Annotated in this window: 28 protein-coding genes; 26 read left to right on the top strand and 2 right to left on the bottom strand. The window is 35.0% G+C overall.

Going from position 1 to position 24,187, the window contains the following annotated elements; all coding sequences use genetic code 11:
- Positions 1–61: 61 nt before the first annotated feature.
- From AB9L17_RS13825 to AB9L17_RS13805, 5 genes are all read left to right on the top strand, one after another.
- Positions 62–976 carry a hypothetical protein gene (locus tag AB9L17_RS13825; RefSeq protein ID WP_375199269.1) on the top strand — a complete coding sequence of 305 codons (915 nt, stop codon included), beginning with the start codon at positions 62–64 and terminating at the stop codon, positions 974–976.
- Between the two features lie 478 nt (positions 977–1,454).
- Positions 1,455–1,847, top strand: coding sequence for a DUF4240 domain-containing protein (locus tag AB9L17_RS13820; RefSeq protein ID WP_223556467.1), 393 nt, complete (start codon positions 1,455–1,457; stop codon positions 1,845–1,847).
- A gap of 88 nt (positions 1,848–1,935) precedes the next feature.
- Positions 1,936–2,790, top strand: coding sequence for a hypothetical protein (locus AB9L17_RS13815; RefSeq protein ID WP_068984534.1), 855 nt, complete (start codon positions 1,936–1,938; stop codon positions 2,788–2,790).
- A gap of 72 nt (positions 2,791–2,862) precedes the next feature.
- Positions 2,863–3,366 carry a DUF6630 family protein gene (locus AB9L17_RS13810; protein WP_068984533.1) on the top strand — a complete coding sequence of 168 codons (504 nt, stop codon included), beginning with the start codon at positions 2,863–2,865 and terminating at the stop codon, positions 3,364–3,366.
- Positions 3,367–3,605: 239 nt separating this feature from the next.
- The gene (locus AB9L17_RS13805) at positions 3,606–4,133 is read left to right on the top strand and encodes a DUF4303 domain-containing protein (RefSeq protein WP_375199268.1); all 528 of its coding nucleotides are present in this window, start codon (positions 3,606–3,608) and stop codon (positions 4,131–4,133) included.
- Between the two features lie 298 nt (positions 4,134–4,431).
- Here the strand turns inward: AB9L17_RS13805 and AB9L17_RS13800 are convergent, their stop codons facing one another.
- Positions 4,432–5,622: a multidrug effflux MFS transporter gene (locus AB9L17_RS13800; RefSeq protein WP_375199267.1), complete on the bottom strand. Its 1,191-nt coding sequence runs from the start codon at positions 5,620–5,622 to the stop codon at positions 4,432–4,434.
- Positions 5,623–5,904: 282 nt separating this feature from the next.
- Here AB9L17_RS13800 and AB9L17_RS13795 point away from each other — a divergent pair, with 282 nt between their 5' ends.
- From AB9L17_RS13795 to AB9L17_RS13710, 18 genes are all read left to right on the top strand, one after another.
- Positions 5,905–6,342, top strand: coding sequence for a hypothetical protein (locus tag AB9L17_RS13795; RefSeq protein ID WP_375199266.1), 438 nt, complete (start codon positions 5,905–5,907; stop codon positions 6,340–6,342).
- 90 nt (positions 6,343–6,432) lie between these two features.
- Positions 6,433–6,759, top strand: a complete 327-nt coding sequence (locus AB9L17_RS13790) for a DUF5713 family protein (protein ID WP_223555574.1) — start codon at positions 6,433–6,435, stop codon at positions 6,757–6,759.
- A 546-nt stretch (positions 6,760–7,305) separates the two neighbouring features.
- Positions 7,306–7,671 carry a VOC family protein gene (locus tag AB9L17_RS13785; protein WP_375199265.1) on the top strand — a complete coding sequence of 122 codons (366 nt, stop codon included), beginning with the start codon at positions 7,306–7,308 and terminating at the stop codon, positions 7,669–7,671.
- 468 nt (positions 7,672–8,139) lie between these two features.
- Positions 8,140–8,436: a DUF2089 family protein gene (locus AB9L17_RS13780; protein ID WP_068984527.1), complete on the top strand. Its 297-nt coding sequence runs from the start codon at positions 8,140–8,142 to the stop codon at positions 8,434–8,436.
- The gene (locus tag AB9L17_RS13775; protein ID WP_068984526.1) at positions 8,436–8,720 is read left to right on the top strand and encodes a hypothetical protein; all 285 of its coding nucleotides are present in this window, start codon (positions 8,436–8,438) and stop codon (positions 8,718–8,720) included. Before AB9L17_RS13780 ends, AB9L17_RS13775 begins: the two co-directional genes overlap by 1 nt.
- A 664-nt stretch (positions 8,721–9,384) precedes the next feature.
- Positions 9,385–9,723, top strand: coding sequence for a DUF4870 domain-containing protein (locus AB9L17_RS13770; protein WP_068984525.1), 339 nt, complete (start codon positions 9,385–9,387; stop codon positions 9,721–9,723).
- 24 nt (positions 9,724–9,747) lie between these two features.
- Positions 9,748–10,521, top strand: a complete 774-nt coding sequence (locus tag AB9L17_RS13765) for a MerR family transcriptional regulator (RefSeq protein ID WP_375199264.1) — start codon at positions 9,748–9,750, stop codon at positions 10,519–10,521.
- Between the two features lie 388 nt (positions 10,522–10,909).
- Positions 10,910–11,512: a hypothetical protein gene (locus tag AB9L17_RS13760; RefSeq protein WP_375199263.1), complete on the top strand. Its 603-nt coding sequence runs from the start codon at positions 10,910–10,912 to the stop codon at positions 11,510–11,512.
- A 390-nt stretch (positions 11,513–11,902) separates the two neighbouring features.
- Positions 11,903–12,691 carry a hypothetical protein gene (locus AB9L17_RS13755; RefSeq protein WP_375199262.1) on the top strand — a complete coding sequence of 263 codons (789 nt, stop codon included), beginning with the start codon at positions 11,903–11,905 and terminating at the stop codon, positions 12,689–12,691.
- A 37-nt stretch (positions 12,692–12,728) separates the two neighbouring features.
- Positions 12,729–13,790, top strand: a complete 1,062-nt coding sequence (locus AB9L17_RS13750; protein ID WP_375199261.1) for a suppressor of fused domain protein — start codon at positions 12,729–12,731, stop codon at positions 13,788–13,790.
- A gap of 84 nt (positions 13,791–13,874) precedes the next feature.
- A complete protein-coding gene (locus tag AB9L17_RS13745) occupies positions 13,875–14,030 on the top strand; it encodes a hypothetical protein (protein WP_375199260.1) in 156 nt (51 codons plus the stop codon).
- 531 nt (positions 14,031–14,561) lie between these two features.
- Complete coding sequence (locus tag AB9L17_RS13740; protein ID WP_068984521.1) at positions 14,562–15,209, top strand: hypothetical protein; 648 nt, start codon at positions 14,562–14,564, stop codon at positions 15,207–15,209.
- A gap of 73 nt (positions 15,210–15,282) precedes the next feature.
- A complete protein-coding gene (locus AB9L17_RS13735) occupies positions 15,283–16,080 on the top strand; it encodes a hypothetical protein (RefSeq protein WP_375199259.1) in 798 nt (265 codons plus the stop codon).
- Between the two features lie 27 nt (positions 16,081–16,107).
- The gene (locus AB9L17_RS13730) at positions 16,108–16,950 is read left to right on the top strand and encodes a metallophosphoesterase family protein (protein WP_375199258.1); all 843 of its coding nucleotides are present in this window, start codon (positions 16,108–16,110) and stop codon (positions 16,948–16,950) included.
- 310 nt (positions 16,951–17,260) lie between these two features.
- Positions 17,261–17,731, top strand: a complete 471-nt coding sequence (locus AB9L17_RS13725; protein ID WP_068984517.1) for a hypothetical protein — start codon at positions 17,261–17,263, stop codon at positions 17,729–17,731.
- Between the two features lie 156 nt (positions 17,732–17,887).
- A complete protein-coding gene (locus AB9L17_RS13720; protein ID WP_223555561.1) occupies positions 17,888–18,334 on the top strand; it encodes a GNAT family N-acetyltransferase in 447 nt (148 codons plus the stop codon).
- Positions 18,331–18,810 carry a nucleoside 2-deoxyribosyltransferase gene (locus tag AB9L17_RS13715; RefSeq protein ID WP_068984515.1) on the top strand — a complete coding sequence of 160 codons (480 nt, stop codon included), beginning with the start codon at positions 18,331–18,333 and terminating at the stop codon, positions 18,808–18,810. The genes AB9L17_RS13720 and AB9L17_RS13715 overlap by 4 nt, the downstream gene beginning before the upstream one ends.
- A 491-nt stretch (positions 18,811–19,301) precedes the next feature.
- Positions 19,302–20,282 (top strand): helix-turn-helix transcriptional regulator, encoded by a 981-nt coding sequence (locus tag AB9L17_RS13710; protein ID WP_068984514.1) that lies wholly within the window; start codon positions 19,302–19,304, stop codon positions 20,280–20,282.
- Positions 20,283–20,386: 104 nt separating this feature from the next.
- Here the strand turns inward: AB9L17_RS13710 and AB9L17_RS13705 are convergent, their stop codons facing one another.
- Positions 20,387–20,815: a hypothetical protein gene (locus AB9L17_RS13705; protein WP_068984513.1), complete on the bottom strand. Its 429-nt coding sequence runs from the start codon at positions 20,813–20,815 to the stop codon at positions 20,387–20,389.
- A 93-nt stretch (positions 20,816–20,908) separates the two neighbouring features.
- Here AB9L17_RS13705 and AB9L17_RS13700 point away from each other — a divergent pair, with 93 nt between their 5' ends.
- The 3 genes from AB9L17_RS13700 to AB9L17_RS13690 all read left to right on the top strand — a co-directional run bounded on the left by AB9L17_RS13700 (position 20,909) and on the right by AB9L17_RS13690 (position 24,053).
- Positions 20,909–22,597, top strand: coding sequence for an AAA family ATPase (locus AB9L17_RS13700; protein ID WP_068984512.1), 1,689 nt, complete (start codon positions 20,909–20,911; stop codon positions 22,595–22,597).
- A 262-nt stretch (positions 22,598–22,859) separates the two neighbouring features.
- On the top strand, positions 22,860–23,387 hold the full coding sequence (locus tag AB9L17_RS13695) for a TetR/AcrR family transcriptional regulator (protein ID WP_068984511.1): 528 nt from the start codon (positions 22,860–22,862) through the stop codon (positions 23,385–23,387).
- A 243-nt stretch (positions 23,388–23,630) separates the two neighbouring features.
- Positions 23,631–24,053 carry a DUF3995 domain-containing protein gene (locus AB9L17_RS13690; RefSeq protein ID WP_068984510.1) on the top strand — a complete coding sequence of 141 codons (423 nt, stop codon included), beginning with the start codon at positions 23,631–23,633 and terminating at the stop codon, positions 24,051–24,053.
- Positions 24,054–24,187: the final 134 nt, after the last annotated feature.

Here is a 24,187-nt window from a genome sequence, read left to right as displayed (position 1 = left end):
ACCACTAGAAAATGAGAAGCTCGCTCTTTCTGGGAGGCTTGGGTTCGTATGGAGAGTAGGTATGCTAGCCTTGGTCAGTGAGTCAATCCTCAATAATGGCAATAGAGAGGGGGCTGTAAAAACAATGAAATACTTAGCTCATTCGATTTCTAAAAATGAAAACGGTAGTAAAATTAGATATCTAGGAGTATCAAAAGAAACGAAACGGGCGTTAAAAGAAAATTTTCAACTTCCCCTATTAAGTCAAGCCCTTTTGAAATGGTACAGTGATTTACCTAAATCTAATGACATAATGTTTGATTGGACCAATGATTTCTATATTATAGGTTTGGAAAATCTAATGGTTGCTTTAGAAGGTTACAGGTTTATTAGAGAAGATGGAGATTGGAAAGATTTCTCGGAGAAAATGAAATGGAATAAAAATTGGATTATGATTTCCAGTTGGAATGAGAATCCAGTGATTGCAGATATAAGTAAAGTTGAAACTCCAATATATTATGACTATGTTGGAGGAGGATTTTCCCCAAAACTCCTAGTAGAATCACTGGAAAAGTTCGACTATTTTTTAGCTGTGTGGCTTGATAAACATGATGATAGGTACTATAAAAGTGGAGAATATCAATTTAATTTTTATGAAGTAATGGAGAAGGAGTGGAAAATTAAATTAACGAATGATGAAATTAAAAATATTTGCGAATTCCTTCCTATTGCAAAATCAAAAGAAAATTTCCCTCCAATTGAGCAACGAATTAGAGAAAAAGTAAAAAAATATTATGTGTATCTTGATGATCCAGGTAAAAATAAATCAAAAGTGATTTTAGCAATAAAAAAAGAAATGGGTCTATCATTCGATGAAATACGAAACCGATTAAATAGTAATGAATTTCTTATCGCTGAGGGATATGGGGAAAATACTTTAATTTTAGCTGACTATTTTATGACGATGGGTGCAAAAGTAAGAACTGAGACGAAATAAAATATTTTAATGAAAAAGCGTGCTTTCCGTGACGAAAACAATTAATAAAAGTTTTGTAGTGGTAAGTAAGTGCAGGTGAGCTAGATGGAAGCAGTGATTTTTAAATACTGTGCAGAAATGATTAGAGTACTTTATTCTATTAGTACCTGCTGAATTGAATCGATTCAATTCGATATAAACACCTAGAACTTTCAATTGTCTAGGTGTTTTTTTGCTATGCACAGATTGGAATAAAATCAAAGTCATAAACTAGTGGAATCAATAATTCAGATATTAATTAGCCATGTTGCGAAGAAGATACTAATAGGACATTCATGGCTTTGGATAACACAAATTGTAGCTTGGAAGACCAGGTTAAGTAGTGCTATCTACTAGACTATCAGGAAAACTTGTAAAAATCATGATTGGGATGGAAAAGGTGATTTTGTTTACGGAAAAATGGTAATATTAATTAAGGAAAATCCAAATGGAGTATATTATGGGAAATTTTAATTTTGTTTTACCAGAAGAAATCAGTGACATTTTAAGGGATTGGTTTTGGGATATTATTAGAAACGCAAATCAGAATGAGGATAAATTAAGGGAAATATTAAGAGAAATGGATCAAGCGAGTATTATAAAGTTTCAGGAACAATTTTTAGATGCGGCAGCTGTATTACAAGATGAACCATTTTTGAATTATATAGAAGAGTCAGAGGACGGAATTGAAGATGTAAGTTATTTGGTAGTAAGTAGGGGGAAGAAATACTATGCAGAGATACTTAATGATCCTAAGAAAATCCCTTTTACAGCTGAAAATTGTGAAATTCTATTCGGTATTGCAGATGAAATATGTATTGAAAAGTTCGGCGAGTCAACGGAGGTATATTAACATTTAATCAGTCAAATTAGATGACAATAAAATAAACCTTAAAAATCAATTTTTTCATTGTTGGATGGACATCAAAGGGGGTGGAAATATGCGCACCAACAAGTATTGGAAGTATTTTGATCGAGTAATGAAAGGTTACAAAAAAAGAGTAATTTCAGATGAAGAAGTAAAAGAATTACTAGATAATCGACTGAATGAAATGAAAGATTTAATTCAAAAAAATGAACGAAATCGTTTAGCTGATCGCTTAAAAATGGGAATAGGTGTTCATCTTGAAATGAATGCAAAAAATAGAATACTAAATGGGGAACCAACGGCATGGATTTTATTAGAGCAGCAACTTTTTTGGTTGATACAAATGATCAAAAGCAATCCTAGTAGAGGAAGTGTATCGGGCAGTCAAATAGGAGGACTGATTGGGCTTTCTTTATTATGGGGTTATGAAGATATTGCTGAGCTAACATACAAATATGCAACTAATATGTTCATGAAAGATCGAGATTTTTATTCTGAGAATAAGACTCATCATGTTTTTATGACATGCCTATATCATTATTGGAAAACTGGTGAAATGCCTGAATTGTTTAATATTTTACCAGAAGATCATGTCTACCGAAAATTAATGCGTAGTTGGAACGATACAAATAATTTTGGAGAGCATCTTTATGAGCTATGTGATTATCACATCTATAGTTTAAGCGACACGCCAGATAAATCAAGTGAAATTTTATCGTTCGACTGTATACCCTACGATTATTATTGTATTCAGTTAATAAGAGAAAAAGAGGGACTAGCCACACCTAATTTAGAGCATCCGTTGCTTCAAACACCTCTGGCTGAAATGCCAAAGGATAAACCAGGGTATAAACTTGATGAGGATGAGATATTGCAATTCGTCATTCAAAATGAAAAAGTGCCGGATGCACAACGCCTTATACGTTAAAGGCATTTGATTGGGAGATTTAAAAGAATAGGAGATACCTTCAACTATTAAGTGGAAAAGAGGAGTGAGTGTATGAATGCAATGCTGTTACTTGTGCAAAAGCTTTCATGTGATGCGGAAGAACAAATTTTTTCAGAGGTTTCATTAGCTATAGAAAAGCCAGAAGCCTATTTCGAGAAGTTCATAGATCGACTTGATGAAAGAGGAATAGATAGCCCGATTGAACAATTAGCATGGATTTCTTTAGTTGATGCACTTCTTGATCAAGATTTAGCATATGAAATCGATTGGAAAGAAACAGGGTTATACATTTGCGATGTTGTTGACGAATTATTGGATAGGAAAAAAATGGAGTGCGTAAGCTGGGGAGAGTTTGAAGATGGAGAATTTGATGAGCTGCCAACGTCTCAGTTTTTAAATGAAGTTTCCAAAAAATTAAAGGAAAGGGGAATATCGTTGGCATGTTTGGATATTGAAAGTGACTGTTACGTTTTAATCACTGTTCCATCATCTGACATCGATGAAATTAAGAAGTTGGCACAAGAAGCGGGATATAGAATTCAAGATTCATTTTGAAGTAGCGAACCTCTAGAATGAGTTTGGTGTAGATTCCTTTTTTTGACATTTGAAATACGATAAGTAGATGGAATGTGGTAAACCATTTGCAATAGTTGAAAATATGACACTTGCGGTGAAATCAAGAGTTCCCACTGGGACATCCAACTCCTTACAAAATACTCAAGAGTACTTTTCATGCTGAAGTATTAAAGCGCCATCAATATGACGAATTCAAGGTGAAAAAAGGGAAAATGTAGATGGATAAAGATTTAAAGTTATTAGTTGATGAAATAGCGCGCGCTACAGAAAAATCCTTTTTAAATTTATTTCAAAACAAAGAAATATATTATTATTGTGCACTGGTGACCACAGGGGAGGCTGTTGCACCAGTTATTTCAGCATGGTCTTGGGAAGCATTGGAGAATGTCGCTAAAAAATATTCAAAGGAAGATGTAGAGTTAATAAAATGGTCCTATGCAGATTCTCCATATTGGAATTTTGGTTGCGAGAATTTTGAAACTGTAAGAACACTATTTAATGAGCGTTTACTTGACTATACTGATGAAAATAAATGGTTTAAAGAAATAGACTTTAGATTAGAAGCTATGGTTTTAGCTATGGAAAAAATAGATAAAAAGGAAATATTTGCTTTAAATCAACCGAGAAGTAAAGTGTATGTGAACGTTGAGGTGATGCCTCCTGATGAAACAAACACAATCAGAGCATTACGTCTAAATAAAAGGGAAAATATTTTGGATTGGCTTAATGAAGCTGCAGAAGAATAGATTTTTTTGTATTTGATGTAGCTTTAAAATACAGTTTTATCAAAAAATATCACGAAAACCCAGATTTTACGATAAATAAAAAGAATCCATTTTGAAAAAAAGATTGATCAAAATGGATTCTTACCCAGCAGATTGAAGTTTAGTTTTTATAATAAAGTTTAATCACTTTCGAGGTGCCCATAGAGTTTATTTTCGGCTTGGCTTATAAATGATATAGTGATTTCTATTACGTAGCGTGAAGGTTAAGCATTTATCTTTTTTTAAATGGTGCAACTTTTTTTAAGAATCGCGATATTATTCAAAAAATCGCATCTTTTTTATAAAGTAACGGTAAGCTTATTAAAAGCATAATAATCCCTAGTGCTAAAAAATATAGTGGCATCGCAAGGACTGTTCCGTTATGGAAAACGCTCATACCATAGATTGTAGCGCTGACGAGTAGATAATAACCTAAGCTAAATATCGCACCCGCAGAACCAATGACGTCTTGAAAGTCAAGCAGCGCTAAGCTTAAACAGTTTGGTAAAGCGGTACCTGTACCAAATAAAATAATGAACACACTAACAATCATGGTTGGCATTTGTAATGAAACCTGTAAAAAATGTACCGATGTAGCGAGCAATATACCGATGAGCATAATGGCTAACCCACGTACAATAATCAACTCAGGTTTTGTGTGGTTAACGAGTCGTTTAGATAGCATCGCACCTGCGATAGAAGCGAGCGCAACGATAATGCCTAAAAAACCATACATCGCACTTGATAGTGTAAAGTATTGCATAAAAATAAATGGCGCTTCGGTATAATAGCTAAATAATACACCGTTAATACCGCCAATTAATACGCCGTAGCGCCATAGACGCTTATTTGTAATCATGCGCATCACTATTGGTAGTATAGGTTTCATTTCGATTGTAGTAAGGGCTGTTTCAGGTAAGCGTAAAAACGCATAGCAAAATACAATAACGCTCATAGCAACTAACACCAAAAAAACGACTTTAAAGCCAAAAAAATAATCGGTAAAGCCACCGATTAACGGGCCAATGGCAGGTGTGAAGGCAAGGGCAGCTGAGATTTGAGCAAACAATTTATGACGCTCAACACCAGAAAAACTTTCGCGTAAAATCGTTTGTGTTACGACAGATCCAACACTTGCACCAAACGCTTGAATAAAGCGTGCGACTAATAAAACCGCCATTTCATTTGCTACTAAACAAAGTAAGTTACCAACAAAATATAAAAACAGCCCATAAAGCATTGCCTTGCGACGACCGATTTTATCGGATAAACGACCAAAGAAAAATACTCCGAAGGCAAAAGCGATAAAGTACACACTCATGGTAAGCTGTGCATCACTCATAGAAGTTTCAAACGCTTTTGCGATAGAAGGTAATGATGGGCTAAAAATAGTTTCACTAATTTGTGGGAAGCCTACTAATACAATCAGTAATAATAAGCTAGGTGTTTTGTTTCCGATGTTTTTCTTCAAAATAATCCTCTCCTAGATAATTATAGGTTTGAAAGAAAAACATCGTAGCTTGGGAAATGGTGGCTTCACGAGTTTAATTTTTTCCAAATCACTCATGAATTCACTTCCTTCTAATAAAAAATATGTAGAAAATTATACCATCAAAAGGGATAAAACGGTGCAACTTTTTTATAAACAGTTAATCTTTTTTACAAACGATCGAACTTTATTTTAAACCAACATTTGAGTCTGTATAACCTACAGAATAGAAATAATACGAAATAAGTTGGGGGAGTGCGTTAAATGGATTTTTCAATAGTTTCAGATACTGCAGGTGCAAGAGTTGATGAATTAGCTAGTGAATTAACAGACGCATTGGAAGCTAATATAAATTCAAAATATAGGAATGTCGATGTTTCGATCGGGATCGCCTTTAGATGCTTACCTGAATCCTATGGAAGAAAGTCGTTTATTCGATATACTAAAAAAGATAACTATCTGACAATCGATATGGCAGTTACGGTAGAAGAATATGAAAAAATGTATAAAATAGAGCAACGGTATCATTTGGGGAATCTATTTTTAGAGTTTCTAAACAGGGCGTTAGAAAAACACAACTTTGAAGGGCTTGAAAAAGAGATGTTCATAAGTGACATTAAAATGTGGGCAAGAGAAATCCCTTTGAAAATGGATAATGGTTCAACTAAATTGTGTAATTGGTTTAATGAAGAGGTTGATTAGTCTGTAGATCTTGATAAATAAAGATGGTTTTAAAATAGTAGAAGAAATGTGGTAATCTACTGATTACATCAACAACGAGGAGGAAACATTGTGAAGAAACTTGATTCTGAATTCAAATATTTAGTGGATATGTACGAAGATCCTTATTTTCCAACATTTTTAGTGGATAAACTTAAATTACATATTGTTAAAGTAGTTCATTTTATTGAGGAGAACACTTATACAGTAGAAGAGGTTCAGGAAAAGTTAGATGAAATGACGCTAGCTATTAATGAACTACAAAATGAGTTTGATCAAAATGATAGTGAAATTGAAACGGTTGCACGTGATTCAATTGGTACAACTGTAGAAGAAATTTTGCAATATTTTGGGCTTGATATCGATATGGAAGAAGCTATTAGAGAACGCGAATGGTGAATTAAGTCCGAATATATTTTAACTTCCTTCAAAAGAAAAGCTGTAGCGTACGGTATCGCTACAGCTTAAAATTGGTTTTTGTCTTACATAGGTTAGTCAGTAAAGGAATTATATCATATATTAAGGCAAACTAAAAATAACAACAGCTATTTTGGATGAAAAAACACAGGGAAAAAGAATCGATATTATGAAGAGTTAATTATGTCGAAATTACCTCGCATCCTTCTGTGTTAGATGTAATCTTTGTAATAAAGTTTGAATAAATTAACGATATCAACCTTGATATGAGAAAAAATCCAGAGAGCATGTTTTGAAAAAAGATTGATCAAAACATGTTCTTTTTTTATGTGGCAGATCAAATTCTTTGCACTAAAGAACATACCTTATTCAGAAAAGGTAACAAGATGTATTGAAAAAATGATAACGTTAGCACAAGAAGCGATTGCTCTAGTTGAACGATCGCACCCGTTTAATAAGACAAAAAAGGATTTCCATTAACTTATGTAGAATTTTTACTATAATACTAAAAAAAGGTGGTATAAAATAATGAATCAAGTTTGTGTTATAAACATTTATGTGCCAAATTTAAGCAAAGCAATTGATTTTTATACTAATACTTTAGGTTTTGAATTAAACAAGCAGTATGGTCCAAATATTGCATCACTTGTGCACGGAGAGTTACCAATTATTTTAGAGGAGAACGATAATACAACCTATAATCAAGATAATAAAATTACAGGCGTTGTATTAGGATTGCAAACTAAAGATATTTATGAAACAGTTAAATTCTTAAAAGAGAAAGAAGTAAATTTTATTGTAGATGAACCAACTAATTGTCCTCCAGGAAAATATATTAGTTTCAGAGACCCATTTGGAAATATTTTAGAATACCTCCAATTTGAAAATATGTAACGAGAGAGACAGCGATTAGGGGATAGAGTAAATCTATTCCCATTTTTTTGATTCGCACCTATGGAGTGAGATGAGATAAGTAAATTAAAAAGGGTCACTGGACCAGAGTGACCCTAGCCAACAAATCGGAAGGTGCAAAGCTAAATTGCTTTACACTACTATTATTATGCTTCGAATGCTATGTTTATATAGTGAATTGCCTGAGAAATAAAATTAAAATAAAAGGAAGTATAAAATAGATATTTATAATTTAGAAGTAAGCAAAAAAGAAGCAGGTACTCGATTAAATATGAGTATCTGCTCTTTTTTGTAAATGGAAAACTTTATTACATTGGGTGATCTATTCTGAGCGATGTCATTAGCAAAGAATGAAGTATTCTTTTAAAAAAATAAATAAAATTAAATAAAAGTTGAATAAAGTTAAAGATAATGATAAAGTAAAGTTAAATAATATGAAGGAGGGGTAGTTTGAATAATAATGAAATCCCAAGTTGGCTTTTATCTTTAGAAAAGGAAGATGTGGAGTTTATTAAAAATTTTGTAATAAATTCAGGTTCATTAAAAGAGATAGCGAAATATTATAACGTTTCCTATCCGACTGTAAGAATTCGGTTAGATAAGCTGATAAATAAAATTAATGTGAATGAGAGTTCTGAAAATGAAGAATTCATAAGTTTTATAAAGAGGCTGTCAATTGATGATCGAATTAGCTTAGAGGACGCTAAATTAATAATTGAAAAATATAAAATGGAGGTACAAAAATAGTGAGCGATTGGTATAGACTACTTTTAATTTTAATTGTTTTTGCAGTGCAACATTTTTTATCTACTAGAAATAATATGTATTGGGGAGGCTTGTTACCAATTATATACATAGCAACGCTAATAAGTGTACAGTTTTACGGGATATTTGAATGGTCTATGATACAGTTCATTTTATTTGGGATTGTCGGTGAACTATTTTTAGTAGGATATTGGATGAGTGGCAGAAAAATTTTAGCTAGTAAAAGACAGAGAGAATTAGAAAAGATGAAGGCTTTTGACTTATAATCGGTAGTAATGACTAAGACCAAGATGCTAAACTGCCCCCTTTGTTAGATTTGTCTAGCAACGGGGGCAGTTCCGTATCTGGTCTTTTTATTTTCATCTAGTTAGGTTGAATAACTAAAATTATACAATTGGATGATTGAAGTCCAAATGAAACATCAGGATTTTTTACCACCAGTCTGGCGACAGCAATAAGACAAAGCGGAGGAAGCGTTTCAACGCTCACCCGCTGCGAAAATCAGCGTAATCTAATGAATGGTTAATAAGCACATGTGAGTTTATAAAAATGAATCACCGAAAGATAGATACAAATCACTAAAACTCAAACGCTAATTCTGTTATTTGAGAGTTTAATAAAAAAATTCAGGCGTGTTGATTAGGGGAAAATAGGTTTATTATTGAGCGATGAAAAGATTTTTTTGTTACCACTTTGCCAATATATTACCACTTCAACTGATTGTAGTGTAGGGCTACTCGACTCTCGCAGGAAAGCGAGTAGCCCATAACGGAAATCAGCCTCTTCGAATGTATAAAAATGGTTAATCAACACATCTGAAAAAAATTATCATTTGTCCTTGAATCTCCAGTAACGTCACCTTTTATGATGAATTTGGTTACTTACTTTAAAAGGTAAACAATCAAATAATGATATTGGAGGAACAGCACTATGAAAAAAGAGCGTTTATTAAACCGAGGATTGGCAAGTTTAATGCATCTGTTCTCGCTAGTACTAACTTTTGTTTTACCTATATTGGTATACTTAGTAACAAGGAATAAGAATAAATATTTTGCTGATCATGCAAAAGAAGGGATGAATCTTCATTTTACTTTCTTCCCAGTATTTTTGTTTTTAACTTTTATCTCCGAAAAATGGAGTGCAGCTTCTACTCTTTCTTTTGTCCTTATTATACTTGAAACAATATTAATCGTAATTGCGGCAATTTATACTTTCAATGGAAAAAAGTTTTCTTATCCCGTTATCCGTTACTTTAAAGTCAATCATTAAGTGAATAGAGGAGAGAATAATTTGTTGGGAAAAGGTATATTTACAATAGGTGAACTTGTGCAAAAGTCTGGTGTTAGTATTAGGACACTTCGATATTATGACAGTATAGACCTACTTAAGCCAAGTGATTATACAGAGGGTGGACATAGACTTTATTCAAATGAGGATTTAACTATTCTACAAAACATTAAGTCATTACAGTTTCTCGGTTTGTCGCTAAAAGAAATTAAAGACATGCTTCAAAAAAATACTGTTAAAGGGGAAGTAATCTTAAAATCTTTAATCGATCAAAAACAGTTATTTGAAGCAAAAAAACTTGAAATTATGAATACATTATCTGATTTAAATCATCTTATTGAAACAGTAAAAGATGAGGAAGTTATCAATATCGACATATTTTGTGCGATGCTACAAAAATTAATATTTGCTGAAAATACTGAAATATGGTTTAAAGAACACTTTTCAGAAGATATAACTGATGAATTATTTAATATAAATAAATCCGAAGAAATCGATTTAGATAAAAAATGGACAAAGGTTTTATTTGAAATTAAACATTTAACGCTCAATGAAGCTATACCTTCTTCTAAAGAATCCCAAGAAACTGTTGGAACACTTTTAGTACTTATGAATGAAACCTTGAAGGGAAAGTTAGATTTGATTGAAGAAAAACTACCATCCACAGAATCATACAAATTTCCGAATCCTTTTACAGAAAAAGAGCAAATATTTTTAAAAGAAGCGATGAAAATATATCAAAATAATTGTAGCAACACCCAGAAAATGATGAAGAATTAAGATTTGAAAATCCAGCATGGAAAACACAAGTTGAAAAATTGCTAATATGAAAAGGTCACTCATTTGAAAAAATAATGAGTGACTTTCTTTAATTTATAAATATTTATCGTAGCTACCTGATTAAGGTACATCCATGAGAGGATATATTTTATACCCGACTCCCCCAGTAAAAAATTATTCACACCCCATCTGTGCACCACATAAGATTAAGATTCAAAACATATAAATAAAGGTAGTAGAAAAATAAAAAGCACGCAAACATTGATTGATTTAATCATAGTTAGCCTATTAAAAATACAAAAAAATTAAGAAATTTTTAAGTTTCTATAGAGGAAAAAATTAAGATTTGAATTATATACTTATAAAAAAAGGAAATTAACGAAACTATTTGAAGATTCAATCCGTATTGGTAGTAGTAAAGAATATTAAAGTAGGTGAAGAAATGGCATACACCATTTACATAGTATTAACAAAAACAGGAACATTATTATCAAAAGCTATTGGAATGTATACTGGGAAAGAGATGAATCATGCATCTATTGCGTTCGATGAGGAGCTTTTCGATATGTATAGCTTTGGACGTAAGCAGCTAAATAATCCTCTAAGCGGTGGTTTTTTGCGAGAAGATGCAGAAAGAGGATTGTTTGAGACCGCAGATTGTGTCATTTATCGTTGCAGAGTTTCACAGTATCAATTCTTAGAAATGATGAAATTCGTAACTTATATGTATTTGAATCGTGATCGCTATAAATATAATTTTATTGGACTCTTTGGAGTTGTCATGCAAAGAGAGGTTCGAAGAGAGCGTGCCTATTTTTGCTCACAATTTGTGGCGATGCTTTTAAAGGTGGGTGGTTTGAAAATTTATCAAAACCCAGCATTAATGACACCGCATTGTATCGCACAATTACCCTATTTAGAAAAAGTATACGCTGGGAAGCTTGCAGACTATTTACAAGGTGTTCGTGCACCAGCCATGTTATATGGATAAGGCTTATATCATTACCCTTATTTTTTACCTCGCTTTCAAAAAAGCCTCGGAGAGATTAGCAAAATGCTAACATCTACCGGGGCTTACCCCTTTATAATCTCACTAGTATTTTACCTCATATCGCTAAGTTAACATTTTTCCTTTAAGTGGTTATAACCTTGAATCGCACTTATTTACCAGATGTCCGCTAACGATTGTATGAAAATAAACCTATTCCGTTATAATATTGCGGTAATGGGATGGGTAATATTCTCTTTTATGTGTAAATCAATGTTTAATTAGTAGAATTCTAGGGGGGGACCATGCTTTAATTAATGGTATGTGAGATATACATAACGAGAAATCCTCCGTAGTTAAGCATTTATCATTTTTATAAAGGAGGTAATACATTTGTGTACAGGTGTTGCGCTTTACGACACTAGTGATAGTAGTCCATTGGCCGCTTTTTACATTGGAAAATCTTTTTTTGCTGCCATTGGAATGTCGATTACAGGAGCTAGTTATTACGAGTATTTAAGTGATGGGGATCATGATCTTTTTGAGGTGGCTATAGAGGAACTAGAAGAGCGAATTATAAATGGAAAGGTTACTTCTTACTGGATTTACAGTGATTTACGAGGTGGATTACCCTGGGATGCCGCTTTTACCTATCAGACTGGCGAATATGGTAATTTTCCGCATATAGGAGCACATTGTGACGGGAACATTAAAGAGGTTTACGGGAAAATAACTGATTGGCTTAAGAATGTAGCAGAGCAATTTCATGTTTCATATGGCATTGTATATACAGCTGAAAAAATCACAGCTGCATTGCATTATGCAGCGGGAGAAAATTGCACATCTATGTTCCCGTTTGAGAATGGCTTTGCTTTTCAAAAAGAAGCGCCTGGAATGTATGCAGGTCTTGGGCGATATACGACAAGTATGCTGAGAATGGTGTATCCATACAATGTGTTAAATGGGAAGCATTTGCAAATCAAAGTAGTTCATCAAACATTGCTCGATTGGATCAATGATGACAAAGAGCGAGGAGTACTTCGTCTACTCGGCAAAGATCGCTGGATATGGGAAGTGAAGGACGAGCATCTGACGGCTGTTAATATGGCATTAGGCGAAATAGGAATTTTAGTAGCTTGGCAGCCTGAAAGATCAAAAAAACGAATTCGTAAATTACCTTAAAACAAAAAATTTAAAAAATACATAGGAGGCGTTATGGATGAGCGAAGAGGTAAAGGCAACTGGCTGGGATGCAATTGATGAGGAGTTATTAAAAATTTACGGGGAACAAGAGCCAAAGCATTATGGCACCATTCTTCCATATTCATTAGGAGGCGACGATCCACTGCAAGGAATTAGTGCCTATAAAAGTGAGACACCAGTTCCACACTGGCATTTTGTAACATATGGGTTTTCTGAGTTATATGAAAAAGAATCAGAGGATGCAGATTACAGTGGATATGGGTTTGAGCTAACATTTCGACTTGTCCGTAATAAGGATGAGGAGGAACCACCAGCTTGGGCGTTGAATTTGCTACAAAACATGGGAAGATATGTTTTTAATAGTGGCAATGTTTTTAAATCTGGTGATTATTTGGATGCAAACGGTCCAATCTGCTTAGGTGAAGATACGCTTTTAACGGCTCTTGCTTTTACGTTTGATCCTGAGTTGCCTGCTATTGATACACCAAATGGACAAGTGGAGTTTATTCAAATGGTAGGTATTACAGGGGATGAGCTTGAAGCGATGCAAACATGGAATACATTAGGTGTGCTAAATGCAGGTCTAGCGTATATTCCAAGCTACGTTACTGATTTAGACCGGGCATCTCTTTTACAGATTTCATCAATTGCGGAAGCGGTAGAAAAAGGAATGGAAGAAGAAGGTTCGAACACCGGCTTTTTATTCGTGGACCAACTGGCATGGGAACAGGGGAAAAAGGGATGGTTCAGCAAACATTCTGATAAAGTCATGCTAGGGGCAAAGCAGGCGGGAATCATCGGCAAACTACTGCGCGGCCGAATTTTAAAAGGAAAAAACCTCACTCTCGTTGGTCGGGAAATTCGAGTTGTATTTAAACCAGGGGAAAAATCCGAGTTCCGTGTAGAGGATCAGGATATTATCATTTCGTTGAATGAAAAGGCAGCCATGGAACTTGGCCAAAGCTTGCTACCGCAGGAAAAAGAATTCGAATTATCTACTATAACGGGGCTTTCGTTCCAAATAATGAAAACCTACATTAAAGATCAGGAAGGAAACGTTGTAGAAACAATCGGATAAATATGAAGAGAGTTGTCTCCCGCTAGTAGATTTAATTGGTGCGGGAGATTTTTTCATCAGTGATTGACAGGTAAGGGGAGACAAATGGACTGGTTAGAAATTAGTCAATCTAAAGATATTGAAATTGTTCGTGCAGGCGTGAATCAGCTTGATCCGAATGAACGGGATGCAAGGGGAAGAACGCCTATAATGCTTTTTGTCACGAATCGAATGCCGCTTGAAGGAATTAAACTTCCTTGAGAGAAACGTAGAGTTAGAGGCGGTAGATAAGTTAGGAGATACGGTCCTAAAGAAAGCGGTCAAGTTCAAGCAAGTAGGGGTAATTAAGCTACTACTTGAGTATGGAGTGGAGTTGAATTCCCCTAAAGGTATTTTGGCGACAGCTTGGAGCGCAGCAAGAATAAATGATGTCATTGCTGATTTATTGCTGAATACAAAAGGGGCTATCCACATTAGATTCGGAAGAACAACGCAAAGTAGATGATATTTTATATGAAGAATCTCTCGATAAGATGAGTAATATGATCAGAAAACTTTATTCTCCGGTACGACTACACGCAGTTGTTAACGGCTATAACTGGGATACGGACCGGAGCCGATGATTGCAGCTCTTGGAAATGTCCTTGGAGAAGACTAGCAGAGGAGCTAACGGAGAAAGTCAATCTGTTAAATAATCGCATTTAGTGTTCAAAAGGAGAAAGATTAGTATAGGCATAAATGGGGCGAGAGATTAATGCTATTAAATTGATTAAATGTAGGTGATTTGTGAATATGAGATTGGATGTTGAGCTTTTTGAGCAGTTAAAACTATTGAAGATTGTGAGTAAGCAACTTGTGGCGTGGATCGATGTTGAAATGTTTGATCCAGAATATATAGAACGTGAGCAGGTAGGATATAGCATTGATCTTGAAGGGAACTCTCTTATTCATGAAGAGGAGGGGGCATGGCAGGCTGATTGGCTTGTGATTGGGCATATGAAACTGACAGGCGATCCAATGATTATAGAGACGGCAGAACCTGGGCAACCAGTAGCTGTTCTCATGCATGGTATGGGTGACTGGCATGCAGGCAGTTATTTGGCTGGTTCAGTTTTAAAGCTTCAAGTAGCTCTACAGCGGTTTCTACAGCTAATTGCTCAGAAAAATGATAATCAATCGACATGGAAAATAACGTGTATGGAGCTTGAACGAATAATTGAAGAGATTGTAACAGCAGACGAATATGCCGACAAAGATTTATGGGAGTCTCTATTGAACCCTGCTTTTCAAGCGGCCCGAGGCATGGAAGTTGAATTGACTAAGCAAGTGCTGATAATGAGCAAGCGTGGAATGTCTATCAAAGAAATTGCTGACATGCTGCAGTTACCGCTGAAAGAAGCGTATGGTTATTTGAAAAAGGCTAAAGAGCTTCAGTGTTGAAGTTGTAAAAATGAGCAAATGAAAGATAATAGAGCGCTTTTTGAGTTTTGAACCAATGAAAAGAGGGATATGAATGGATCGCAAAGCAAAGAAAATTCTGTTTAATACATTTTGGCAATCAGGCGGTTGGAGGCGAGGTGGATATACGTTTACAGATGAAGATTTCCAGTATGCCAAAAATCATGGACTAATGTTTGATCCACTAACGCTGACACATGGTGAATGCGTAAAAAGACTTCGGCAACTTCATCAAGAGGTCATTACGAAGGAAATTGTAGTGCAAGCATTTTTACATAGTTTATCTACTCGTAAAGTGCATTTACGCAGTGCTCTGTCAAGTTGGGCCCTCACGCATAAATTGCCTGAACATACATACTATGAATGGTTAGCAGAACAGCCATCTTACAGTGCCTGTGGGTATTGCAATGACCACAAATTGATGTCAGATGAAACTTATATTGACGAAGATTTGAATGTACTGAATTTCGAGCGTGTAAAGTGGGGAGGCGTTCGTTTAAACTGGTTGGTTTATTGTCTGTTGGATCTTGAATGTCTTAGCAAAGAACAGACGTTTACAGTTAGTGAGGAAGATGTGGACATATTGAAACGGATGATTGAGGCTATTGAATCTTGTGGAGATAAAGATGCAGCTCGACAGCTTGAGAAACGTTGGAAGGATATTTTACCGTCGAATCAGCATGAACGTGACGTAGTGCTGGAGATTTGGGGGTATATCGATTTACTAGAATCTAAGGATGATTACCGTAAGGAGCGTGGACGGGGTACCGATTTTATGTCAATGGCAACCTGGAGAGGTATAGACGGTTATTCGCAAGAAAAGATGAAATATTACTTTGGCACTTATTTGTAAGGGGAACTTTAAGGGTGAGGTATTTAAATGAAAAAACATACAAAAAGAGCATTGAAAATTGTTGATATTGCTAGGGAGCCTTTAGAGAAAATACCATACGTTACCGCAACATCAAAGGGAACAGGGATTTCTTCTGAATTGCTTCCTATTTATTGGGGAGAGATACTTGGATTGCCAGAGGAGCTAGATGCCCTGATTATTGCATCTGATTTACAAGGCATCGTGGATTATAAGCAAGAGCAGGTAGAACAAGCACCAAAGTTACTAGGTGAGGAACTTGCGGAAGTGCTTTCCCTTTTGTTCCAAATCCATATGTCAGATTTGGACCCAGCTAAGGTGATGGTGTGTTTATGTGGAGACTTGTATACGGACCTAACCAAAAGGGGGGCTAGTGGAAATCCTTTGCCTGTATGGAGTGCTTTTAGAAATTATTTTGGATTTGTAACGGGTGTAGTTGGAAATCACGATCTATTAACAAATGAGGAACAAGCTGAATTGGGTTCTACCACAGGTATTCATTACTTTTCGGATGGAGGGAAGATGATGTACGCTAATCTTGCAGTAGCAGGACTCGGAGGAATTATTGGTAGAGTAGATAAACCAAATCGAATGGAAGAAGACGATTATTTAGCAAGACTTCGACACATTTTAAGGCAAGTTACTGACATCCTGCTACTTCATGAAAGTCCGAAGATTAGCTCACAAGGTCTACCTGGAAATCCACATATTTGGAAAGAACTACAGAACTCTGCTGAGCTTTTGGTCTGCTGTGGACATGTTCATTGGGATACACCATTGGTTGAAACGAATCACGGGCTACAGATTTTAAATGCGGATGGACGTGCTTTTATTTTTACAGCTGCACTCTAGTTTAGAAATAATTAACAATTGAGTGAGCAACTCCATAATGTATATGATCCTAGCAGTTTCTCTCATAGTTTTTAGAGAAGCAAAGATTAAGACACTTGTAGAATTGTTATATTTTAATAGGTATGTTGATTAGGAAAAAACAGGTTTATTATTGAGCAATAAAAATATTTTTTGTTAATATTTTGCTAATATATTCTCGTTTTTAACTGATTGTAGCCCGTAGCAGAAATCAGAGCATTTAAATTAATTAGGGTGAATAAAAATGGTTAATCAACACACCTGATATTTTAAATATGAGGAGTGACTGAATGTGAAGTATGAATTTTGGATTATGGCATCAATTACAGAACTTGTTGATTATCCTGATGAACAGAGTGATGATTACACCCCTCAAGAGAATTTCCAGGAAATTATGGATGCCCTTGATATTTGTGTACCTATTAATGAAATATACGAACATTATTTTAATCAATCTGTACATACTGGGCATGTTTTAGTATTTGCTAATAAGCTACAACCAGATACATGTATTGTCTTTGATACCTATCGGAATCCCACAGACCAGCATGCTATGATTCAATTTGGGTGGAGAGTTAGCGCAAAGAAAGCTAACCTATCAATAAGACAGTTATCACGGCGATTTTATGATGAATGCGAAGATGCTGTTCGCTACGAAGAAGGCCAATCCGTCCTCTATAAGGTGTTACAGGAAGAACGCTATCCGCGCAAACTATACTATGAAAAAGTGTTTGAGCAGCAAATCAAAAGGTACCTAGTATGATCACTGTCTATAAAAACCATACCCTGTGAGAGTATTTGTCAGCCAACTATGGTAGGTGTCTTGAGAATACCTACTATTTAAGAGGTAGAATGAATCAGTAATGTAAATAAACCTTTTCTGCTATAATTAACGACTATACAGATAGGGGTGAGACAAATGCATATCGTTACAATTGGAGGCGTACCATATGATTGGTTGAAGCAGTTGCAGGAAATTCATGCCCATGTATTTGATGGAACAAATCTACCACTAGAAAAACTTGAAAGTAAAGAAGGGCTAATTTGTTTATTAGCTGTAGAGAATGAGAAAGTAATAGGCTTTAAATTAGGTTACACTCATCCTGATGGTGTTTTTTATAGCTGGTTAGGTGGTGTCCATGAAACGCAACGTGGTAAAGGGATTGCAAGTCAGTTAATGAGACAGCAGCATGAACATCTACAGACTCTTGGCTTTAAAAAAGTTCGTACATATGGTAGAAATGAGCGAAAGGCAATGCTTATCACAAATCTTAAACATGGATTTGACATTGTTTCAACATTTGTTGATCATAAAGGTCGACATAAAATAGTGTTTGAAAAAAATATTGGAGGAGTTTTAGCATGAAAGCATACTTAGCAAATGGATTATTTTCTTTAGGAGATCGTTTAGTCAACGAACAACTTGCTACGGCAATTAGAGAGGCAGTGCCGGGTATTGAATTATATGTACCACAGGAGAATGATGCGATCAATGATAAAACCGCATACGCAGATAGTTTGGCGATTGCACACGCGGATTTAGAGATGCTACAAAATAGTGATGTATTAGTAGCTGTTTTAGATGGTGTTGAGATTGATTCGGGTGTAGCAGCAGAGATAGGTGCATTTGCGATGCTGAATCGACCAATCGTTGGCGTATTTACAGATGTTCGTCAACAAGGTCGAGACAATATGATGAAAATTGAGGCACTTGTACGTGATGGAATGGAAAATCAATTTGTTTATCGGAATTTATTTGTTATAGGCTTGATTAAACGTAATGGAATCATTACATCTTCCATTGAAGAAGCTGTTCAAGCCGTTCAAAAATATAAAAAATAGAAGTTTTGTATGCTCAACAACAGATTTTGTGGCAGGCAAAGAAATTGTAGAAACAAACTCTATACAATCAAGAAACGATAGTCGTAATATCATAGTGAGGCTTTGCAATATGGTTGGAGGAGGGGGGAGGAGTATACAGAAATGCTCGTTCGCTTCCGAGAAATCGCTACCTAAGCTATGGAGGAAGAAGCAAGAGTTTTTTACTTCATCTGTACTGGATAGCACATTAGTAAGAGTAAAGGAATAATCTAGTTAGGACTTCAATCAATAAGATTGAAGTCCTTTTTATGTGTAAAGGCGCAATACATTGTAAAATTAAAGTTAATTATAACAAAAATATAGTATATTTAGTCTGTTTTATGATATTTTGTTGATAAATTAGTATAGTACCAATTATACCTATAATATAGAAATTCCGTAGTTAAAAGGACTAATAGTGTCCAACTCATTTTGTATAATGGGGAAGTAACTATGAAGAAAGAGTGGGATATATGGTAGATTCACAACAAAATAAAGGCTATCGCGTCATTTCAATGTTTGACAGACTGATGGATGGTCAAGGAATTAACAAAAAACAAGAAGCATTTACACATAATGTTGGGGAAAAAACCATACAACGGGACTTGAATGAAATTCGCGATTATATTGATAAAGCTAAATTAAATTGCCATTTAGAATATGTGCGAGTAGAAAAGGTGTACAGGCTGACGAATACAGGGAAAAGTATTTTATCAAAAGAGCAAGTGTTGGCGATTGTCAAAATTTTGATTGAATCTAGAGCCCTTCTAAAATCAGAAATGAGTGATATTATAGATAAACTTATTTCGATTGTTGCAGCCGATAAACAGGAATTTATTCACAATATTATTTTAAATGAAAAACATTTGTACGTAGATTTAAATCATAAAAAATCTTTATTACATTTAATTTGGGGGATTTCTGAGGCCATTCAAAAAAAGAAAATCATTAAAATTGATTATTTGCGTGAATGTGAAACAATTCCTAGAGAAAAGATTTTAAAACCGCTCGCCGTTATTTTCTCAGAATACTACTTTTATTTAATTGCTTATGATGATAATAAGCATGAAAAGGATTCGCCCATTGTCTATAGAGTCGACCGTATACAACATTTTCTTGAGCTCAATCAAAAGTTTCAAATACCTTATGCCGAGCGTTTTCAAGAAGGAGAGTTTCGTAAACGCATCCAGTTTATGCATGCTGGCGAGTTGATGCGTATAAAATTTGTCTTTAAAGGAGCATCTCCGCAGGCTGTATTAGATCGCTTGCCAACTGCAAAAATAGTATCCAAGAAAGATGGACAATGTTTATTTGAAGCAGAAGTTTTTGGACGCGGCATTAAAATGTGGCTGCTGAGCCAAGGAGCAAACATAGAGGTGTTAGAGCCAATTGAGCTTAGAGAAGAGATCATTGAAACGATTCAATCGATGCAGCAAAATTATCGCTATATATAAACATTCGGACAGTCCATAAGTATGCTAGAAGCTTCCTATGTAAATGGTAAAAATCCGCGTAGGCTTGAAGCGGATTTTTACCATTGGTATGGTATTTATAGTTCTTAAAAAAGTTCCTCAATAAAGGTCGTATTTAAATCCCCTAAAAGCTCATAATCTTTCATATAGTTTTCCTCATATAAATAAACAAATAGATGCTTTGCGTCATCCAAACGTAAGCCAATTTCACGATTATCGTTAATATGTAACGTTAACCAATAAGCCTCATCATAATCCGCATTAGCAAAATATACTTTGCGAAGTGGCTGGGTATCAAATTGTTGCATAATTTGATTGATTTTATTCGCATCTGTAATCGTGATTGTTTTTTCATCCGAAGCTCGAATTACTTCAATTTCCTTAATTTGCTTGATATCAAGTCGTTCAATAACCTCTTCATCAAAAGTTGAATCGCGAGTTAGTAGCATTGTTGAAACAAATAAAATGATAAGAGGTAATAGGATCGCAATTAATATTTTGTATCTTTTTTTCATGTTAAACTCCTTAAATTCTAAAAATTCGCACATATGCATTATTTTCCACGCTATAATTGAGCATATACTGAATTGATAAAGGATGGCAATCAAATGACACATAAATATGAAGAAAAAGAGATATTTTATCCAAATGGTACATTAATGTATCGTGGCAGTGTGAAGAAGAACGACTTTGGGCATGACATTTATGATGGAAAGGGGACGATATTTGACCAGGAAGGTGAATTATTATTCGAGGGTGAATTCGCCAATCACATGAAGCAAGGTAACGGGATCATGTATTTAAAAGGACAAATGATATATCAAGGCGAATTTATTCAAAATAAAAAACAAGGGAATGGAATTTTATATAGGGACGGTAAGGTCTATTACGAGGGGCATTTTCGTAATGATTTAATGGATGGTTACGGAATTTTGTATTTTGAGGAAGATGTTATTGCCCCATTTAAAGAGCTTCGTACACTGCATCCACATTTAAATCAGCCACTATTTGAGGGTGATTTTGTCCATGGCATGAAAAAAGGCAAGGGAAAACAATTCTATCCAAGTGGTTTTTTACAATATGAAGGTGATTTTATTTGGCACCATATGCAAGGAGCAGGAAAGCTTTACTATGCACCAGAGTCGCCAAGTGCAGAGGAGCTTGCAAATGGTGTAACAACGCTTCAGTATGAAGGCTATTTCTTTGAGGATATGAAACATGGAAAAGGAAAAATCTATTCTAGACTAGGTGAGCTCGAAGCGGAGGGTCAATTTAAAGAGGATGCTATGACAGGACATGGTACGCTTTATTATGCTAATGGACAGGCTTGTTATATCGGGGAACTTGCAAATGGTGAAAAGCATGGTCGGGGAGATTATTTTAATGAAGAGGGAAAGATTATTTATAGTGGTGAATTTATCAATGGTGAACGTTTACGAATTACACCAGAAATTGAGCGAGAGATTGAAAAATTACAGAAGCAGCTAGATGGGCTTGTAGGACTTCCTAATGCCAAGAAGGAATTACATAATTTAATTAACTTTATTAAAATTCAAAGCTTGCGTGTTGACCATGGTTTAACAAGCTTCCCGATAACATATCATCTTGTGTTCTCTGGGAATCCAGGCACAGGGAAAACAACTGTGGCGCGTATAATAGGCCAACTATATAAGTATCTTGGCGTGCTTTCAAGCGGGCATTTTGTGGAAACAGATCGTGCGGGCTTAGTGGCAGGGTATGTGGGTCAGACGGCATTAAAGGTGCAGGAAGTCGTGAGTAGAGCAAAAGGAGGCGTGCTTTTTATAGATGAGGCCTATTCACTAATCAATGATAAACAAGACGCATTTGGGAAAGAAGCGATTGATAGCCTATTAAAGGCGATGGAAGATTTACGTGATGATTTAGTGATCATCGTTGCTGGTTATACAGAGCTCATGGAGGAATTTTTGCTTGCCAATCCAGGGTTCAAATCGCGCTTCAATCATTTTGTCAAATTTGATAATTTTAGCACGGATGAGCTTTATGATATTTTCGCGATGCTATGTAAAAATAATGATTATCAATATGGTGAAGCATTTGCACACCATATGAAGGACCAATTACATCAAATTCCAGTTGAATCGATTCCAAATTTCTCAAACGGTCGTTATATCCGAAACTTATTTGAAAAGCTTGTAACCATTCAATCCAACCGCCTCATTCAACAGGAGAATATTACGAAAGAGAAATTAATGGAATTTACAGAGGAAGATATTTTACTAGGCATAACAGAAAATCTATTTGATAATACATTCTAGTTGTTGTGAACCATGGCCAAGGTAACTAAATAACCTTGGCTTTTCCCACAAAGAAATAAGAAAAGAGGATGAATAATGAAAAAACTTGTGTCAATAATTTTACTATGTGCATGTATTTTACCAAGGGTGATAACGATCAATGTTACGATTAACAACAACATTAAAGTTCATAAAAATAATCAGAATGAATAATTGACAAAAAATGAAAATAATTGTAATATAACGTAAAACATACACTACCGTATTTTATTGGAGAGATGACATGCAATTAACGAGGGAAGATTGGATAAAAGCAGGATTACAACAATTAGCTGATGAAGGAATACATAAAGTTCGTATTGAAGCACTTGCTCGATTGCTAAAAATAAGCAAAGGCAGCTTCTATCACTATTTTCGTGACCACCAAGAGCTGTTAGATTCCATGCTCGATTATTGGGAAATGCATGCAACAAAGCTAATTGTTCAAAGTATGGAGCAACAGGATGCCTCATTAGAACAGCTACTACAGATTAGTTTTAATCGAGATAAAAAAATGGAAATTGGCATTTATACTTGGGCTAAATATGACCCTGTTGTGGCAGCGCGATTAGTGGATATTGAAGAACAGAGAATTTCTTGTGTTGCAAAATTGTATCAAAAATTGGGCATAAACGAGACTGAATCAATTGATCGAGCGAGACTTGCCTATTTAACGTATGTAGGATGGATGACAAGGTTCGAAGCAAATCCTAATTTTGATATTGATAAAATGGTTGAGCTTTTAATACACGATAACAGGTGTATTGATTAACCATTTGGATCCATTGGAAATAATTTGAGGACACTAAATTTTGCTACAATAAAATAGGCATACATTGGCATAATATCAACGAAAAAATCCTTTTATGGGCCAATAATAAACCTACTAATCAACATACCTGACACGATAATAAACGTCCCTAATAGGGTTATAAAACCTGAAGGGACAAAATTTTTTACTATAACATACGGTAGTGTATGTTTTGCTTGAAATTACGACATGGGGGGCGAATAAATGAAATTACTATTAATATTAATAGCTGTAGGGCTTCTATGGTTGATCAGTTTGATGCATATTTATTGGGCTTTTGGAGGTCGTTGGGGCTCTGTTGTTGCTATTCCTGTAAAAAAGGGAGAGCAGAAACTGGCTTTTACTCCGAAGAAATGGGGAACATTAATCGTAGCTATTCTCATTCTACTAGCTAGTGTCATTATTATTGTGCAAGCAGGTTATTCGCAAGGGTTCCAAGCAAATAATTTATCTAAAATTGGAAGTATTGTTTGTGCTTTCGTTTTCATATTTAGGGCAATTGGTGATTTTAAGTATGTTGGGTTTTTCAAAAACATTAAACATTCGCAGTTTGCTAGATATGATACTTGGCTTTACAGTCCATTTTGTTTATTCTTAGGCTTTGTCTATATCATTTTGTTGTTTTAAAATGAATCCCTTAAAAATAAGTTTGCTGTCAGGACGAGGGTCGGGGCGGTAGCAAAGGGAATCGCTCCTAATATTATACTGTCAGTTTTGTAGGTGTAGGGGATTGACAGTGAAACCATTTATGTCATTCTACA

The organism is Lysinibacillus sp. RS11, assembly GCF_042019215.1.
GTDB lineage: Bacteria > Bacillota > Bacilli > Bacillales_A > Planococcaceae > Lysinibacillus > Lysinibacillus xylanilyticus_A.
Note: the sequence above shows the minus strand (reverse complement) of the source record. Positions and strands in the feature narration are given on the sequence as shown.